18 protein-coding genes are annotated in these 15,208 nt (G+C 31.6%); 17 read left to right on the top strand and 1 reads right to left on the bottom strand.

Translation table 11 applies throughout. The features are described from left to right. The first annotated feature begins 66 nt into the window (after positions 1-66). From JBL43_RS04095 to JBL43_RS04015, 17 genes are all read left to right on the top strand, one after another. Positions 67-561 (top strand): DUF4920 domain-containing protein, encoded by a 495-nt coding sequence (locus tag JBL43_RS04095; protein WP_198840207.1) that lies wholly within the window; start codon positions 67-69, stop codon positions 559-561. A gap of 36 nt (positions 562-597) precedes the next feature. Continuing rightward, positions 598-1,038 carry a hypothetical protein gene (locus JBL43_RS04090; protein ID WP_198840206.1) on the top strand — a complete coding sequence of 147 codons (441 nt, stop codon included), beginning with the start codon at positions 598-600 and terminating at the stop codon, positions 1,036-1,038. Position 1,039: 1 nt separating this feature from the next. Further along, complete coding sequence (mnmC2, locus tag JBL43_RS04085) at positions 1,040-1,705, top strand: tRNA (5-methylaminomethyl-2-thiouridine)(34)-methyltransferase MnmC2 (RefSeq protein WP_198840205.1); 666 nt, start codon at positions 1,040-1,042, stop codon at positions 1,703-1,705. A gap of 55 nt (positions 1,706-1,760) precedes the next feature. After that, positions 1,761-2,372: a DUF4230 domain-containing protein gene (locus JBL43_RS04080; protein WP_198840204.1), complete on the top strand. Its 612-nt coding sequence runs from the start codon at positions 1,761-1,763 to the stop codon at positions 2,370-2,372. A gap of 221 nt (positions 2,373-2,593) precedes the next feature. Next, on the top strand, positions 2,594-4,210 hold the full coding sequence (locus JBL43_RS04075) for an OmpA family protein (protein WP_198840203.1): 1,617 nt from the start codon (positions 2,594-2,596) through the stop codon (positions 4,208-4,210). A 210-nt stretch (positions 4,211-4,420) separates the two neighbouring features. Continuing rightward, positions 4,421-5,773, top strand: a complete 1,353-nt coding sequence (locus JBL43_RS04070; protein WP_198840540.1) for a DEAD/DEAH box helicase — start codon at positions 4,421-4,423, stop codon at positions 5,771-5,773. Between the two features lie 49 nt (positions 5,774-5,822). Continuing rightward, positions 5,823-6,401 (top strand): RNA polymerase sigma factor, encoded by a 579-nt coding sequence (locus tag JBL43_RS04065; protein WP_198840202.1) that lies wholly within the window; start codon positions 5,823-5,825, stop codon positions 6,399-6,401. A gap of 48 nt (positions 6,402-6,449) precedes the next feature. Continuing rightward, on the top strand, positions 6,450-6,761 hold the full coding sequence (locus JBL43_RS04060) for a hypothetical protein (protein WP_198840201.1): 312 nt from the start codon (positions 6,450-6,452) through the stop codon (positions 6,759-6,761). A 2-nt stretch (positions 6,762-6,763) separates the two neighbouring features. After that, positions 6,764-7,234: a hypothetical protein gene (locus JBL43_RS04055; RefSeq protein WP_198840200.1), complete on the top strand. Its 471-nt coding sequence runs from the start codon at positions 6,764-6,766 to the stop codon at positions 7,232-7,234. A gap of 144 nt (positions 7,235-7,378) precedes the next feature. Continuing rightward, entirely contained in the window at positions 7,379-7,666 is a 288-nt protein-coding gene (locus JBL43_RS04050; protein ID WP_198840199.1) for an EF-hand domain-containing protein, read from the top strand. Between the two features lie 100 nt (positions 7,667-7,766). Further along, positions 7,767-9,203 (top strand): CotH kinase family protein, encoded by a 1,437-nt coding sequence (locus JBL43_RS04045; protein WP_198840198.1) that lies wholly within the window; start codon positions 7,767-7,769, stop codon positions 9,201-9,203. A 103-nt stretch (positions 9,204-9,306) separates the two neighbouring features. Further along, on the top strand, positions 9,307-10,056 hold the full coding sequence (locus JBL43_RS04040; protein ID WP_198840197.1) for a hypothetical protein: 750 nt from the start codon (positions 9,307-9,309) through the stop codon (positions 10,054-10,056). Between the two features lie 243 nt (positions 10,057-10,299). Then, positions 10,300-10,668: an EF-hand domain-containing protein gene (locus tag JBL43_RS04035; protein ID WP_198840196.1), complete on the top strand. Its 369-nt coding sequence runs from the start codon at positions 10,300-10,302 to the stop codon at positions 10,666-10,668. A 15-nt stretch (positions 10,669-10,683) separates the two neighbouring features. After that, positions 10,684-11,817 carry a YHYH protein gene (locus tag JBL43_RS04030; RefSeq protein WP_198840195.1) on the top strand — a complete coding sequence of 378 codons (1,134 nt, stop codon included), beginning with the start codon at positions 10,684-10,686 and terminating at the stop codon, positions 11,815-11,817. 63 nt (positions 11,818-11,880) lie between these two features. Next, a complete protein-coding gene (locus JBL43_RS04025; protein ID WP_198840194.1) occupies positions 11,881-12,636 on the top strand; it encodes a YHYH protein in 756 nt (251 codons plus the stop codon). A gap of 1 nt (position 12,637) precedes the next feature. Next, positions 12,638-13,285 (top strand): toxin-antitoxin system YwqK family antitoxin, encoded by a 648-nt coding sequence (locus JBL43_RS04020; RefSeq protein WP_198840193.1) that lies wholly within the window; start codon positions 12,638-12,640, stop codon positions 13,283-13,285. Positions 13,286-13,333: 48 nt separating this feature from the next. Further along, complete coding sequence (locus JBL43_RS04015) at positions 13,334-14,002, top strand: SCO family protein (protein ID WP_233098685.1); 669 nt, start codon at positions 13,334-13,336, stop codon at positions 14,000-14,002. Between the two features lie 9 nt (positions 14,003-14,011). Here the strand turns inward: JBL43_RS04015 and JBL43_RS04010 are convergent, their stop codons facing one another. Continuing rightward, complete coding sequence (locus JBL43_RS04010) at positions 14,012-15,157, bottom strand: alkaline phosphatase (RefSeq protein ID WP_198840191.1); 1,146 nt, start codon at positions 15,155-15,157, stop codon at positions 14,012-14,014. Between the last annotated feature and the right edge of the window lie 51 nt (positions 15,158-15,208).

Below are 15,208 nucleotides of genomic sequence, written 5' to 3'. Positions count from 1 at the left end.
AAAAGTAGCGATTCTTGCCTAAAATTAAGTTTAAAACTATATTTTTGTATAAAAATTATACACATTATGCGAAAATTAGTATTGTTGACATGTTTTTTGGCTATGGTAGCCTGTAAAGAGGAGAAAAAAGAAGGTGAAGATAAGGTACAAGCAAAGATTGAATACGCTTCTTTTGGAGAAAAAATTACGGACGAAAATGTTATTTCAAAAGAAGAAATGGCAACAAAGTTTGAAAACTTGAAGGCGGGAGATACCGTTGCTGTAAAATTTGCATCAAATATTAATGAAGTTTGTAAAGCAAAAGGGTGTTGGATGAAATTGGATTTAGGTGATGCTAAAGAATCTATGGTTCGTTTTAAAGACTATGGCTTTTTTGTACCTTTAGATGCAGATAAAAAAGATGTTATTGTAAATGGTAGGGCTTATGTTACAGAGACTTCAGTAGAAGAATTACAACATTTTGCGAAAGATGCTGGTAAAACAGAAGAAGAAATTGCAAAAATTACGGAGCCAAAATTCACTTATGCTTTCGAAGCTGATGGTGTTTTGTTAAAACCCTAATTAAGTATATAGGTTTAACTACTTATTCTTATTTCAATGTTCAAATTTATAATGCATAAATCATTCTTTATTGTACTTTCTATTTTGTTATTGGCAGCATGTAATAATCCCTTAAAGGAAGATAAAGTAGAGCCTGAAATGAAAATGTATCAGCCATCTGAAATGGCCTTGTTAATGCGACAAATGTATGAGTTTAATAAATTGACAAAGGCTCAAATAATAAATAGAGAAACGTTATCAGCGTTTCCAGAAGAGTTTGTGAAAATTCACAATGCTATAATGACTGATCCAGATGAACGCGATTCTGAATTTGATAGTTTGGCAGTTCAATTTGTGAAATTTCAAAAAGCAACATATACAACAAAATCTGATTCTACGGCGTATTACTTTAATCAATCGGTAAATAGTTGTATTGCTTGTCATCAAACACGTTGTACAGGTCCCATTCCTAAGATAAAGAAACTTATAATCAATTAGTTTGAAGAGAGAAATAATGATTACCTCAGATGGGTCTACTACAATCCATTTGCCAGATTGGAATGAGCAGTACCATTCAAAACACGGTGCTATTCAGGAAGCCTATCACGTATTTATTGATAAAGGGTATAATGAAGTTGCTTTAACAGATAGTATTTCCATTTTAGAAATTGGCTTTGGCACAGGTTTAAACGCTTTTATTACCTATTTAGAATCGAAAAAATCGGTACGCAACATAGATTATGTTGGAGTAGAAGCGTATCCTGTTGAAAATGAAGATATTATTAAGCTAAATTATGTTTCTGAATTAAAAGTTGAAAATGAAAAAAACATTTTTGATGAAATGCATACCATCCCATGGGAAAAAGAACATCAGCTATCAAGTAAATTTAGTTTAACGAAAAGAGAGCAGTTTTTTGATGCTATTGACGATGAAAATCGTTTTAATTTAATCTATTACGATGCATTTGGTGCAAGAGTACAACCTGAGCATTGGACGGCGATAATGTTTCAGAAAATGTATAATGCTCTAAAAAAGAATGGAATATTGGTAACGTATGCTGCTAAAGGAAGTGTTAGAAGAGCAATGCAAGAAGTTGGTTTTGTGGTAGAAAGATTGCCTGGCCCTCCAGGTAAAAGAGAAATGTTGAGAGCTATTAAAAAATAAGCCGATTTTCAATATTCGATGCAGTTAAATACTGTAGAAAAAAATAAAATAGTGTATGGATTTTATATTAGGAGTACTTATTGGAATACTATTTTTAGGAATAGTTGTGTTGCTATTTAGTAAACGATTTTTTAAAAATAAATCGGAAGAGCAATCCGTTGTGCTATTAGAAAAAATAAGAAATGTATCTAAAATGATTACGGTAGAAGGTGATTTTTCTGAAATTATGCATTTTGAAGATGTCAAAGGGGTGCTGTTGAATTTGGTAAACAGTAAAAAGAAGGCCATTGTACTTGCCAATGCAAAGGTGTTAATAGGGTTTGATATGAAAAAAATTCGGTTACAATCAAAGCCTGAAAAGAAAAAGTTAATTCTTGAACATTTTCCTGAGCCGGAAATTTTGAGTATTGAAACAGATATACAATATTACGATGTAAAGCATGGTTATTTTAATAAGTTTGCAGCAAAAGATTTAAGTGACCTTAATAAAAAAGTAAAAATCAATATTGAGAATAAAATACCAGAAAGTGAATTGCTAGTATCGGCAACTTCAAAAGCTCTAGAAACTGTTAAAATTATAGAGCAAATGGTAAGTACTTTTGGTTGGAAATTGGATTATAATGGACTAGAATTTAGAGAAAAAGCTAAAATTGAAGAAAAATTATAGAAATTTTTAAGAAAAATAATATTACTTAAATAGTATGTTGTCAGTGTTTTATGATAGTTTTGGTTATAATTTAACAAAAGGTAACCATGATATAATATGTGTTAAATTTTATTTGTTAAATTTGTTTTTTGAAATCTGACTCTTTTTTAGAATTTATCCCCTAAAAATTCAGAACTTATAATGGTGGAATTATAAAATATACTTACAAGAAAAAAAAAGATATGAAAAAAATATTTACGTTAAGTTTATTGCTTTGCTCCTTTTTAATGATGGCACAATCAACGCCTGGAAAACATAGTATTAGGTTATTAAAAGTGAATACAAAAAATTCAGATTTTGGACTTAATTTTTATGGTAATGACCGTGTGGTTTTTGCTTCTCCTACTGAGAAAGTTGCAATTATTCGAAGAAATTGGGATGGAAATGACCAACCTTATTTAGACTTATTTGTTGGAGATATTGACAGTACAGGTCAAATTATTAACAAAAAGAGTTTACGTGGAGATGTAAATAGAAAGCAACATGAAGCTTCTGTTACATTTACGAAAGATTTAAAAACAGTATATTTTTCTGCAAATAATTATGACGCAAAAGGAAAATCTGTAAAAAGTTCAAAAGGAATTGATAATATTCAACTCTACAAGGCATCAGTTGGTGTTGATGGGGCTTGGACAGATGTTAAAAAATTAGATTTTAATTCTGATGAGTTTCAAACGGGTTTGCCTAGTTTAACTGTAGATGAGAAAAAATTATATTTTGTGTCTGACCGGCCAGGTTCAATTGGTAAAACAGATATTTGGGTTGTTGATGTTAATGAAGATGGCACCTATAGCGAACCTGAAAATTTAGGTTCAGAAGTGAATACAGAAGAACGTGAAATGTTTCCTCATATAGATGGAGATAATGTTTTATACTTCTCTTCAAATGGACATGCAGGTTTCGGTAACTTAGATTTGTTTGCTAGTAAAATCTATGACCATACGATATCTGAACCCATTAATTTAGGAGAGCCATTGAATAGTCCTAAAGATGATTTTGCCTATATCTTAAGAGATGAAACGCAAGGTTATTTTTCTTCAAATAGAAAAGAAGGTAAAGGAGATGATGATATTTATTCTTTTAAAGTTGATGAAAAACTTTTTATAGAATGTTTACAAACGGTTAAAGGTGTTGTGAGAGATAAAGTAACGCAAGAGTTATTACCAGGTGCTTTAGTATCTATTTTAGATAGTGACGGCAACCAGTTACAAATGACAGCAGCCACTGAAGATACTGCCGAGTATACTTTTGATGTACCTTGTGATAGTGAGTATACCATAGTCACTGTGAATGATGGCTATTTAAAATTAGACCTAGAAGTAAGTACTGTTAATGATTTAAATGCTCCAGCAATAGTACAGAATGTTGATTTAGAGCCTGAATTTAAATTAGTAGGTGATGAAGTGTTAGTGAATATCAATGTAATTTATTTCGACTTTGATAAGCATAACATTCGTCCAGATGCAGCAGAAGAATTAGATAAAGTTGTTGAGGTATTAAATAAATACCCAGATTTAAGAATTCATTCAGCTTCTCATACGGATTCTAGAGGTCCAAAAGGATACAACCAAAAACTATCTGAACGTAGAGCGAAATCTACAGTTGAGTATATGATAGCTAAAGGAATTGATCCAAGTAGACTTACTTACGAAGGCTTAGGTGAATCTCAATTGACTAATAAATGTGCTGATGGAGTTAGATGTTCTAGTGCAGAGCATCAATTAAATAGACGTACTAATTTTACAGTTCAAAAAGAAGAGATAGAGGAAACAGAAATAGAAGAAACTGTAATCGAATAAATAAACTAATAAATAATCTTAAAAAGCCATCTCAATTATTGGGATGGCTTTTTTAATTTGCAAAGGTGAAAATTTATAGACCAGACCATGTTTGTTACCATATCTTTAGGTAGGCCATTGTATGAAGTGTTTTAACAAGAAACTTATCTTAAAAAAAGAAAGTAGTCAAGATGGTCTCAATACCTTACTTTTGCATAAAATTTTATAATGATGGAAACTTTTGATGATTTTAAGATTTCTAAACAGTTAGGGTATGCTATTGATGATTTGGGGTTTACAACGCCAACTCCTATTCAATCAGAGGCATTTCCTGTTATCGCTTCAGGTAAAAATGTTATAGGAATTGCTCAAACAGGTACGGGTAAGACGTTGGCTTACATGCTACCTATTTTGCAACAGCTTAAATTTTCTGAAGAAAAACATCCAAGAGTATTGGTGTTAGTGCCTACGCGAGAATTGGTGGTTCAAGTTGTTGAGGAGATTAATAAGTTTGGAAAATACCTTAACAATAGAGTTATAGGTCTTTATGGAGGAAGCAATATCAATACGCAAAAAGCAATGTTAGATCAAGGGTATGACATTATTGTCGCTACACCTGGACGCTTATATGATTTGGTATTGAGTAGAGCATTACAATTAAAATCTATTAAAAAATTAGTGATAGATGAGGTTGATGTTATGCTTGATTTGGGTTTCCGATTTCAGTTGACTAATTTGTTTGATTTATTACCAGTTAATCGCCAGAACATCATGTTTTCTGCAACAATGACAGATGATGTTGACCAGTTAATTACTGACTTTTTTGTTGCCCCAGTAAAAATAACGGTGGCGTTAAGTGGAACTCCACTAGAAAATATTACACAGAGTTGCTATCTGGTTCCAAATTTTTATACCAAAGCAAATTTGTTAATTGATTTATTAAAAGACGCCACAACTTTTAAAAAAGTACTGGTCTTTGTTTCTAATAAAAGAAATGCAGATCGGTTATTTGAAGCGTTGGACGAAACATACAATAACGATCTGTGTATCATCCATTCTAATAAAACTCAAAATTATAGATTACGGTCTATGAAACAGTTTGATCAAGGTGTCAATAGAATATTAGTCACAACAGATGTAATGGCACGTGGACTTGATTTAAATGAAATTTCTCATGTAATCAATTTTGATACACCTAATTTTCCTGAAAATTATATGCATCGTATTGGTAGAACTGGGCGTGCAGAAAAGAAGGGAGAAAGTATTTTATTTTATACGGAAAGAGAACAGGAATATAAAAACGCTATTGAAGATTTAATGCAGATGAAGATTGAAGAAATTCCATTTCCTGAAAGCATAGAGATCTCCAAACGGTTAATACCCGCAGAACAACCAAAAACGGACGAGCCTAAAAATCAGCTAAAAAAAAGAGATGAAACATTAGGGTCTGGTTTTCATGAAAAGTCAGAGAAAAATAAAAAAACCAATCAAGGTGGTTCTTATCAATATAAGATTGCAGCAAAATACAAAAAGCCAAAAACCAGAGGTGATAAAAATTATAATAAACGGAATAAAAAGAAGTAAACTACAGTCAAAATTTATTAATTAAGACATATTTTTTAACATTTACGTATTGCAAGAGGAGCAGTTTATAGAAGAGTTACGGCAAGGCAAACAGCATGCTTTTAGTCAATTAATTGATGACTATCAGCAAAAGGTGTTTTCAACTTGTATCTCGTTTGTGCCTAATAAAGAAGATGCTGAAGATATTGCACAAGAGGTTTTTGTTGAGGTTTTTAATTCCATAAGTAGATTTAAAGGGAATTCTAAATTATCCACTTGGATATACCGAATAGCAACCAATAAATCTTTGGAATTCATTAGAAAAAAAAGTACCAAAAAACGTTTTGCATTTTTGCAATCTATTATAGGGAATGATATTCCTGCGGATAGTACTAAATATTTTACGGAAATGAACCATCCAGGAGTGTTGTTGGAAAACAAGGAGAAAAGTGAAACCCTCTTCAAAGCTATAAATCAATTACCAGAAGCTCAGAAGGTGGTGTTTACACTGAGTAAGGTGGATGGGATGAGTTATCAAGAAATTAGCGATATTACAGAAAAAAGTGTATCCTCTGTAGAGTCTTTACTCTTTCGAGCAAAGAAAAAATTACAAGAAATATTAGAAATTTATTATAAAAACAATAAATGACGCAAGTTTTTATAAATTATAGCATCTAAATGAGTAGAATTAAAAGTCATGGAAACAAATAAGAACATACAACATAATATAGAGCGTACGCTAGCGGCGATGGACACTATTGAAACGGTTAATGTGTCTCCTTTTTTTAAAGGTAAAACCATGAATCGATTGTTTGCTGAAAAGGAAGAACAGCAAACTGTTTGGTCTTGGTTTACACCTAAAATACAATTGGCTACATTGGTTTGCATAATTGTTTTAAATATTGTTGCTTTTACGAAGTTAAAAGAAACAAAATATGATGAGAATGTGAGTCAATTTGCTGAGACTTACGGATTATCATCGAATACTACAACCTCGTTATTAAACTAATCATGAAGAAAAATTTACTATTATACATTCTACTCGTATTTTTAATTGTAGTCAATGGATTCTTTTTATTCAATTATTTAGGAAGACCTGGTGCAAAAGGACCAAAAGGGCCAGAAGATTTTATAGTGAAACAATTAAAATTTGATCAATCTCAAATGGATCAGTTTAAAACGATAAGCGATGCACATCGTAAAAAAATGAACACTATTTCTGGTGACATTAAAAAACAAAAAGACGTTCTATTTAGTAAAATTTCAACAGAGTTATTAAATAAGCAGGAAATTGATTCTGTTACAACGCTTATAGGAATGAAACAGCATCAATTAGAAACGGAGGTATTTTACAATTTAAGAGCCATCCATGAATTATGTAATGAGGATCAAAAAATACGATTTAATGATATTATTAAAAATGCACGCCATGGAGGTGGTAATCAAAATCAAATGCCTCCTCCTCCAGCTAAAAATCATTAGTAGTAATGTAATTCTTTTACAAAATAGTTTCAAAGACCCTCAAAACGCAGAGGGTCTTTTTTTTTGCATTTTTTTAACATTTGAGTCCACAAGTTATTTTTGAATTATACATCTAAAGTTATATAACATTTAAAAATAATACATATGAAAAGTAACACAATTAAAACATTAGTAATAGTTTTCGGATTAATAATATTTATTTCTACGAGCTCGTTTGGGCAATCTGGTAACAAACAGGAAAGAAAGAAGCCGCCAACATTTGCTGAACTCATTAAACAGATGGATGCCAACGAAGATGGTAAACTTTCTAAAGATGAAGTTAAAGGACCTTTAAAAGATGAATTTTCGACTATAGATACTGATGAGGATGGTTTTATTTCAGAAAAAGAATTTGAAAAAGCACCAAAACCAAAAAGAAGAGAAAGAAATTAAAGTAACCTATTTATAAATAGGTAATAACAATAGTTGTACAAGAAGCTTTATTGTGTTTTATAAAGATTCTTTAAAACAAATTATAATTTAAATATTAAAGATGAAAAAAATAGAAAAGAGTATACGCTTCCTTTTTATAGCAGTAATTTTTACAATGTCATTTTCAACATTAAATTCTTGTAGTGATGATGATGCTGTTTCTGAAGAAGATAATGATGTCGAAATAGAAGTTGAATTTGACGATACTGATTTTGAAGCTACTGATTGGACGGAGGCTACGCATAGCAAATCTGCTGATCCAAATTTTGATGAAGTTTTTGAAGATGAAGCTGTAAAAAGATTAGATATTGTTATTACTGAAACACGATGGCAAAGTATGTTAGATGATATGACAAGTCTCTATGGTACTTTTGGTGCAGGAAATAAACCAGGAGGTGTAACGTCAGATGCTGACGAGGACCCAATGTTTGTTCCAGCTGAAGTATTTTATAATGATAAAGAATGGTACAGAGTAGGTGTACGTTTTAAGGGGAATTCTAGTTTGGAAAGTAGTTGGAAATCAGGTATTTTAAAATTGGCTTTTAAACTTGATTTTGACGAATATGAAGATGAGTATCCACAAATTGATAACCAACGTTTCTATGGATTTAAAAAATTAAGTCTTAAAAATAATTATAATGATAAATCAATGTTACGCGAAAAAGTTGCAGGTGATGTGTTTAGAAATGCAGGTTTAGTTGGGTCTCATACGGCTTTTTATACAGTTTATGTAGATTATGGAGATGGTCCTCAGTATTTTGGACTTTACACGATGGTTGAAGAGGTTGATGATACAGTTCTAGATACCCAATTTTCTGATGATGACGGAAATCTATACAAACCAGATGGTGATGCAGCAACTTTTGCAGCCGGTACTTTTGATGAAGATGAATATGTAAAGAAAACCAATGAAGATGATGCTGATTTTTCAGATGTCAGTAGTTTATTGACTTTAGTGAATGATGCTTCAAGAACTACTGATGCAGCGACATGGAGATCAGATTTGGAGGCAGTTTTTGATACAGATGTGTTTTTGAAATACCTTGCTGTAAATACCGTAATTCAAAATTGGGATACTTATGGACGTATGACTCATAATTATTACCTATACAATAATCCAGATACTGAAAAATTAACATGGATTCCTTGGGATAATAATGAAGCTCTAGAAACTGGAAATATGGGAGGTTCCTTGCCATTGAATTTTTCTGGTCTTAATTCATCAGAGTGGCCCTTAATTGGTTACTTATATGCAGATGATGTGTATAAAGAGAAATATGATACCTATGTACAAGAGGTCGTTGATGGGGCGTTTAATGTAGATTCAATGCAATCGTTGTATTCAACTTACTCAGCTTTGGTAGAGCCTTATGCCACTACTGAAGTATCAGGTTATACCTTCCTTAATAATAGTTCAGATTTTCAAACAGCCGTTAACCAGTTAAATTCACATGTTTCACAAAGAGCATCAGCGGTTAGTAGTTATTTAAATAATTGATATAAAATTTCATTTTGAGTTAGTTTTTGCTAAAAGCTTCGTGAGTAATCACGAAGTTTTTTTATAAAAACAATATTATTAAATGATATAAAGAATTTTAGCGATGATGTTATTTAAAAAAATTAGAAAAAAGTTATTGATTTCAAGAAAGATTAAAAATTATTTTGTCTATGCTTTAGGAGAAATTTTGCTGATTGTTATTGGGATATTGATTGCTTGGAAGATAAATAACCTAAATGAAATTAAAAATAATAGGATTTTAGAATTAAAAATATATGAAAGCTTAAACGAAGAGCTTAATTCAAACTTAATACTTTTAGATTCATCAATAACGCGATATAAGGAAAATGTCAAAGTAATTAAAAACACGATGAGTTATATGGGGCTGCAATATCAAGAACTTACGGATGACGTAAAAGAAGGTATTATTAGCGTCGATTATAAAATAACAAAGTTGCATAATGTTTCCATAAACTCAGTGAATAGCACAAACAAATTTGAGTTTATTGAAAGTGGTTTGTTGAAGGAATTAATTGCCGCCTATCCGAGTGAACTAGATAATTTTGAAAATCAGGAAACAAAAATTCAAAATATTGTTATTAATCGTTTACAACCACTGATAGAGGCACATATATCATTAATTGAAATTCTTTCAGGGCGATATTCTAAACACAATAAAATTCAGACGCTTTCAAAACAATCTAATTATGATAAGTTATTAAATAATAGAGAATTTCAAAATACTTTAATTGATAGACTTTTGCAAACTGAAGTCCAATTAGCAATCGCTAAAAGTTTAAAGGATAAAACTAAAACTATAGCTATTAATTTAGTTAGGGAATTAGAAAATTAACGGAGCTATTAATCCATTTGAAGAAAAAGGTAATTTAGCACAAGTATTTTTGATGAAACACATCTAAATAAATAAACTAACGAATATAAGACTATGAAAAATTATAATTTAAAAATGACAATCGCCATTTTTTCTATGCTGTTTTGTGCCAGTATTTTTGCTCAAGGCCCAGGTGGACAAAGAGGTAAACGAGGTGGGTAGAATAATGGAGGTAAACCTGATGCATCTCAAATTCTATCAAAATTGGATACAAACAATGATGATAAGATAGATGTTGATGAAGCATCAAAGGATCAAAGAGGTGAAATTTCTCAAGATTTTGATTTAATAGATACGAATGATGATAAATATATTGATTTATCAGAATTAGAAGCGTCTTTAAATGGTAAAGGACCTAAAGGAGAATCAGCTGAAAAGATAATGAAAGAAGTTGATGATAATGCTGATGGTAAATTAAATGCAATTGAAATTGCTGCCAAAGAAAAACTTTTGCTAACTAATAATTTTGAAGAAATCGATACGAATGACGATAATGAAATTGATTTGGAAGAATTAAAATATTTTTTATCTAAATCAGATAAAAAGAAGTCTAAAAAAAGAAAGAAACAATAATACATAATTATACAAATGGGAAAAATTTATAGTGTAGTTACTATTATTCTTGCAGGTATTATGGTAAGTTGCAGTTCTCAGAAAAACACTCTTTCAGCTACAACTGAAACTGTTTCTGTAGGAAAGGTACCTCATATTCATAATGATTATTTTGGATCATATGATTTAGAAGATGAAATTTTTGGTACCAAAACTAAAGTTACGGTTACCACCGATGAACGTAAAATGGTAACCAATTCTTTGCCGAATCATAAAACGGGCCAGTTTCCCAATAAAGGGAATCCAAATACAATTGCAGCACAAAACAAAACCTATACTTTTCCTTTAATTCCCAAATATATTGGTGAACCTACATGGGTTAGGGAACCGGGGATTGCTTTAAATGGTGTAAAATTTGAACCGGGAACTGCAGAGGTAGTAGTTTGTGACACTGGAGAAAGTTATCGTGTAGAGGCTTTTCAAGATTTAATTAATTTAGGTCTTGACTTTAACCATGCACATGTACAGCCAACAGGTGCCTATCATTATCATGGTGCCCCAACATCCGTTATCGAAGATTTTGATACTGGTGAAGATTTAGTACATGTTGGTTTTGCAAAAGATGGGTTTCCTATTTACTTTTCTAAAACAAATGCTTATAAGCCAAGTTATAAACTGTTAGTTGGAGAGCGTGAAGGTGAAGATTGTAGCTACACAAGCCCTATGAATTCAATAGATGTTTCTGTTGTAGATAAGCATGATGGAACTTATACTTCCGATTTTGAATATGCTGAAGGTGTTGGTGATTTAGATGAATGTAATGGTATTACCATAAATGGAAATTATATGTATATGGTTACTACTGATTTTCCTTATGTGAGTCGTTGTTTAATGGGAGAGATAACGGAAGAAGAACGTCAAGGACCACCAAGAGGCCAACAACTAGGTGGGCAAGGGCAGCGTCCAAGTGCTACGCAAATACTTAAACAAATGGATGCCAACAATGATGGAAAACTTTCGAAAGAAGAGGTTAAAGGACCATTGTTGGATCAATTTAATCAGGTTGATTCCGATAAAGATGGTTTTATAACAAAAGAGGAACTTGAAAGTGCTAAAAAAGATGATAAACAAGGGCTGGGGAATAGAAGATTACCAGTTAATCAAAATTAATTTTATCCTAACCGCAAGTTTATTTCAGAAAACGCATCTAAAAAGAAAACTAAAATATAACAAATGAGAAAATTTTTTAAGAATAGCATAATATTTATAATTTTAATAGGATCTATCACTTTTATTGCTTGCAATAGCGACGATGATATCAATGGGGAATCTTCAGATATATCTTTAACTGAATTACCAGCTGAATTTGATGCTTTTAATTCAGATGCGGTTAGTGCTTATTTATCTGATGGAGGTACAACTGTTACCATTGAAACAACGGGATTACCAAATCATAAAACGGTTTATTGGGGTGAGGGTAATTCACTTTATATGGAAGAGGAAGGTGTAGAAGTTACACCATCAATAATGTCAAGTAATAATAATGCTACGACCATAACGGTAGATGCCACTCCGAATTTAACTGGAAATACAGTTGCAACACAATTGAATACTGTCGGAATTGCTGTAAGTGGAGCTTCAATTTTTAATGATTCAGAAGGAAATGGACCTTTAAGTCAAGCCGCAGCCAGTTTAGATTGGACGGGTGCACATATCGGGCCAGGTGTTTATCATTATCATCTAGAACCGATAGCATTTAGTAATGACGATGATAAGCTGAATGGTATCTTGTTAGATGGTGTATTTATTTACGGAAGAAAATGTAATTCTACGGGTACCTACCCAACAGATTTAGATAGTTCAGGAGGTCATACCACTACAACTCAGTATTCAGAAGGCGTGGAGGAATATCATTATCATATCATAAATGAAACCTATTCAAATACGGGGTCTTATATCTTATTTGCAGGACCTTATCAGGGATATTAATATGAAAAGCACTAGTTTATTATTAGTACTTTTTTCAATATTTATTTTGGGTTGTAAAAGCACTTCAGAAGAAAAAGTCAGTGCACTAGTTAAAGTTGAAACGATTTCAGACATTGAAGTGACTAAAAATAAACTGGTCCTAAATGGTAATGAAGGTAACTGGTATTACAATAATAATCTTTTTAATGGTTTTTTAGTAAGCTATGGTTCGAATGGAAATTTAGAACAAAAGGTTGGATTTTTGAATGGAAAAAAAGAAGGTATTGCTAAAATTTGGTTTCCTAGCGGTCAATTAAAGGTAGCATCTAATTACCATAAAAATAAATTGGTAGGTAGTTATAAGGCTTGGTGGAAAAATGGGGTATTGGCTTCAGAATCAAATTATGAAAATGGAAAATTGCACGGTGTCGAAAAGCGTTGGTATGATTCTGGTCAATTGGCAAAGCAAATGCACTATACCAATGGAAATGAAGCAGGAATGCAACAAGCTTGGCTTAAAAACGGTAAAATATATGTCAATTATGAAGCTAAAAATGGGCGAATTTTTGGCATGAAAAAAGCAAATTTATGCTACCAATTAGAAGATGAGGTTATCATAAAAGATGCCAGAAGCGAGTCCGTTTTTGGAGATGCTAAAAAGAAAGAATAAGGCAAGGTTAGATTATTCAATATAATATATGCATACATGAAATATTTAATGATTTTTTTTCTTGTTATAACGATTGGTTGTAAAGACGAGGAGAAAAAAGAAAACATAAAAGTAACTGAAACGAGTAGGGTAGCCTATTTACCTTATTATAATGAGGAATCATTTACACCGAATTGGTTAACACCTAATACAGATGAAGAGCAAGCATTTCATAAAATACCCGATTTTGAATTAATCAATCAATTGGGAGATACCGTTACACAAAAAAACTTTGATAATAAAATATACATTGCAGATTTCTTTTTTACAAGTTGTCCAGGTATTTGTCCAAAAATGACAGGCAATATGGTTAAACTACAAGAAGAATTTAAAGAAGATGAAGAAATATTATTTTTATCGCATTCAGTTACACCAACTATTGATTCTGTAGCTGAGCTAAAAACTTATGCAGAAAAACATGGTGTCATTGATAATAAATGGCACTTAGTGACCGGCGATAAAACAGCTATTTATAACCTCGGTAGAAATCAATATTTTGTTGAAAATGATTTAGGAGTCCCTAAAAACATAGATGATTTTTTACATTCAGAAAATTTTCTCTTAATTGATAAAAATAAACATATTAGAGGCATTTACAATGGATTAAATAGAGCGTCATTAGCTCAGTTAGTTACAGATGTAAAAGCTTTAAAAGATGAAAATAGTCATTTGAATTAAAAAATGATACTATTTTTGTTGATTAACCATTTCGATTATTTTTTCAAATATTTCGGTGTTTTCATAAATACCAGAAAAATTTGCCTCACCTGGTCCATATGCAAATACCGGAATTAAAGTGGCAGAATGCCCTCCTGTAGAAAAAGAACCTTTAATCTTATTATAGTCTCCATTATCAGACGCTAAGGTGTACCCACCTGTTTCATGATCGGCAGTTATAATAACGAGCGTATTTCCATCGGCTTCAGCAAAATCTAAAACACGTCCAATAGTTTTATCAAAATCTAAGACTTCTTTTTTAAGATATTCAGAATCATTATTGTGTCCACCCCAGTCTATTTGTGAACCTTCAACCATTAGGAAAAACCCATTTTTACCTTTTACTTCATTTTTATTAAGATAAGAAAGAGCTAATTCGGTTGCGTTTAATAAAAAATCTCCTCTTCCTTGATCCATTCTCGGCATAGCATCTTTCGACAATAAGAAACCATATTTTTTAGATTTTGATAGCGGTTGACTCTTTTCAAGACTCAATGTGTCTATAGTAAATTCATTAGTTACAAACTCATTATAAAGTGATTTGTCATCTTTACGATTAAAGAAAAATTGTTTACCGCCACCCGCAAAAAAATCTACTTGAGAGCTTGGTAATTCACTAGCTATTTCTTCGGCCATACCTCTAGATTTAACATGAGCAAAAAAGCTAGCAGGAGTTGCATGTGTTATTGAAGAAGTAGCAATTAAACCTGTTGCATATTCTTTATTAGAAAGATATTCTACAATGTTTTCAGCAGACAGGGTGTCTATATCTACACCTATAGCACCATTATATGTTTTTTTTCCTGCAGAAAATGCGGTTGCACCAGCAGCTGAATCAGTAATTAAATGACTACCTGAAGACGTTTTTATGAGTCCAATAGTATTAAAACGACTAAAGTTGGGTTCCGTTTCCTTTGAAAAGTAACTACTCGAAACTTGCGATACCCCCATGCCGTCACCAATCATTAGTATAATATTTAAGGGTTTATCTTCTTGGACTGATTTTATGTCATTTGTACTGGCTACTTTTTGTGAACTACAGGCGTTAACAAATAGGGTCAAAATCAAAAATGAAATAATCTTAACTGCGATACTTTTATTTAGTCTATGAATCATAATCTTTTATTAAAAATTAGTAGAACAATATTAATAAATATATAAAAGATT

The sequence above is a fragment of the Aureibaculum flavum genome (assembly GCF_016406085.1).
In the GTDB taxonomy this organism is placed as follows: Bacteria; Bacteroidota; Bacteroidia; order Flavobacteriales; family Flavobacteriaceae; genus Aureibaculum; species Aureibaculum flavum.
The sequence above is the reverse complement of the archived record's forward strand: the minus strand, read 5'-3'. Positions and strand labels throughout refer to the sequence as shown.

What these genes read in the sequence shown, in the direction of transcription:
- JBL43_RS04075 (WP_198840203.1), top strand. Translation starts at nt 2,594, where the DNA reads ATGAAAAAAATATTTACGTTAAGTTTATTGCTTTGCTCCTTTTTAATG.
- JBL43_RS04070 (WP_198840540.1), top strand. Translation starts at nt 4,421, where the DNA reads ATGGAAACTTTTGATGATTTTAAGATTTCTAAACAGTTAGGGTATGCT.
- JBL43_RS04055 (WP_198840200.1), top strand. Translation starts at nt 6,764, where the DNA reads ATGAAGAAAAATTTACTATTATACATTCTACTCGTATTTTTAATTGTA.
- JBL43_RS04015 (WP_233098685.1), top strand. Translation starts at nt 13,334, where the DNA reads ATGATTTTTTTTCTTGTTATAACGATTGGTTGTAAAGACGAGGAGAAA.
- JBL43_RS04030 (WP_198840195.1), top strand. Translation starts at nt 10,684, where the DNA reads ATGGGAAAAATTTATAGTGTAGTTACTATTATTCTTGCAGGTATTATG.
- JBL43_RS04095 (WP_198840207.1), top strand. Translation starts at nt 67, where the DNA reads ATGCGAAAATTAGTATTGTTGACATGTTTTTTGGCTATGGTAGCCTGT.
- JBL43_RS04080 (WP_198840204.1), top strand. Translation starts at nt 1,761, where the DNA reads ATGGATTTTATATTAGGAGTACTTATTGGAATACTATTTTTAGGAATA.
- JBL43_RS04060 (WP_198840201.1), top strand. Translation starts at nt 6,450, where the DNA reads ATGGAAACAAATAAGAACATACAACATAATATAGAGCGTACGCTAGCG.
- JBL43_RS04045 (WP_198840198.1), top strand. Translation starts at nt 7,767, where the DNA reads ATGAAAAAAATAGAAAAGAGTATACGCTTCCTTTTTATAGCAGTAATT.
- JBL43_RS04050 (WP_198840199.1), top strand. Translation starts at nt 7,379, where the DNA reads ATGAAAAGTAACACAATTAAAACATTAGTAATAGTTTTCGGATTAATA.
- JBL43_RS04020 (WP_198840193.1), top strand. Translation starts at nt 12,638, where the DNA reads ATGAAAAGCACTAGTTTATTATTAGTACTTTTTTCAATATTTATTTTG.
- JBL43_RS04040 (WP_198840197.1), top strand. Translation starts at nt 9,307, where the DNA reads ATGATGTTATTTAAAAAAATTAGAAAAAAGTTATTGATTTCAAGAAAG.
- JBL43_RS04025 (WP_198840194.1), top strand. Translation starts at nt 11,881, where the DNA reads ATGAGAAAATTTTTTAAGAATAGCATAATATTTATAATTTTAATAGGA.
- JBL43_RS04090 (WP_198840206.1), top strand. Translation starts at nt 598, where the DNA reads ATGTTCAAATTTATAATGCATAAATCATTCTTTATTGTACTTTCTATT.
- JBL43_RS04010 (WP_198840191.1), bottom strand. Translation starts at nt 15,157, where the DNA reads ATGATTCATAGACTAAATAAAAGTATCGCAGTTAAGATTATTTCATTT.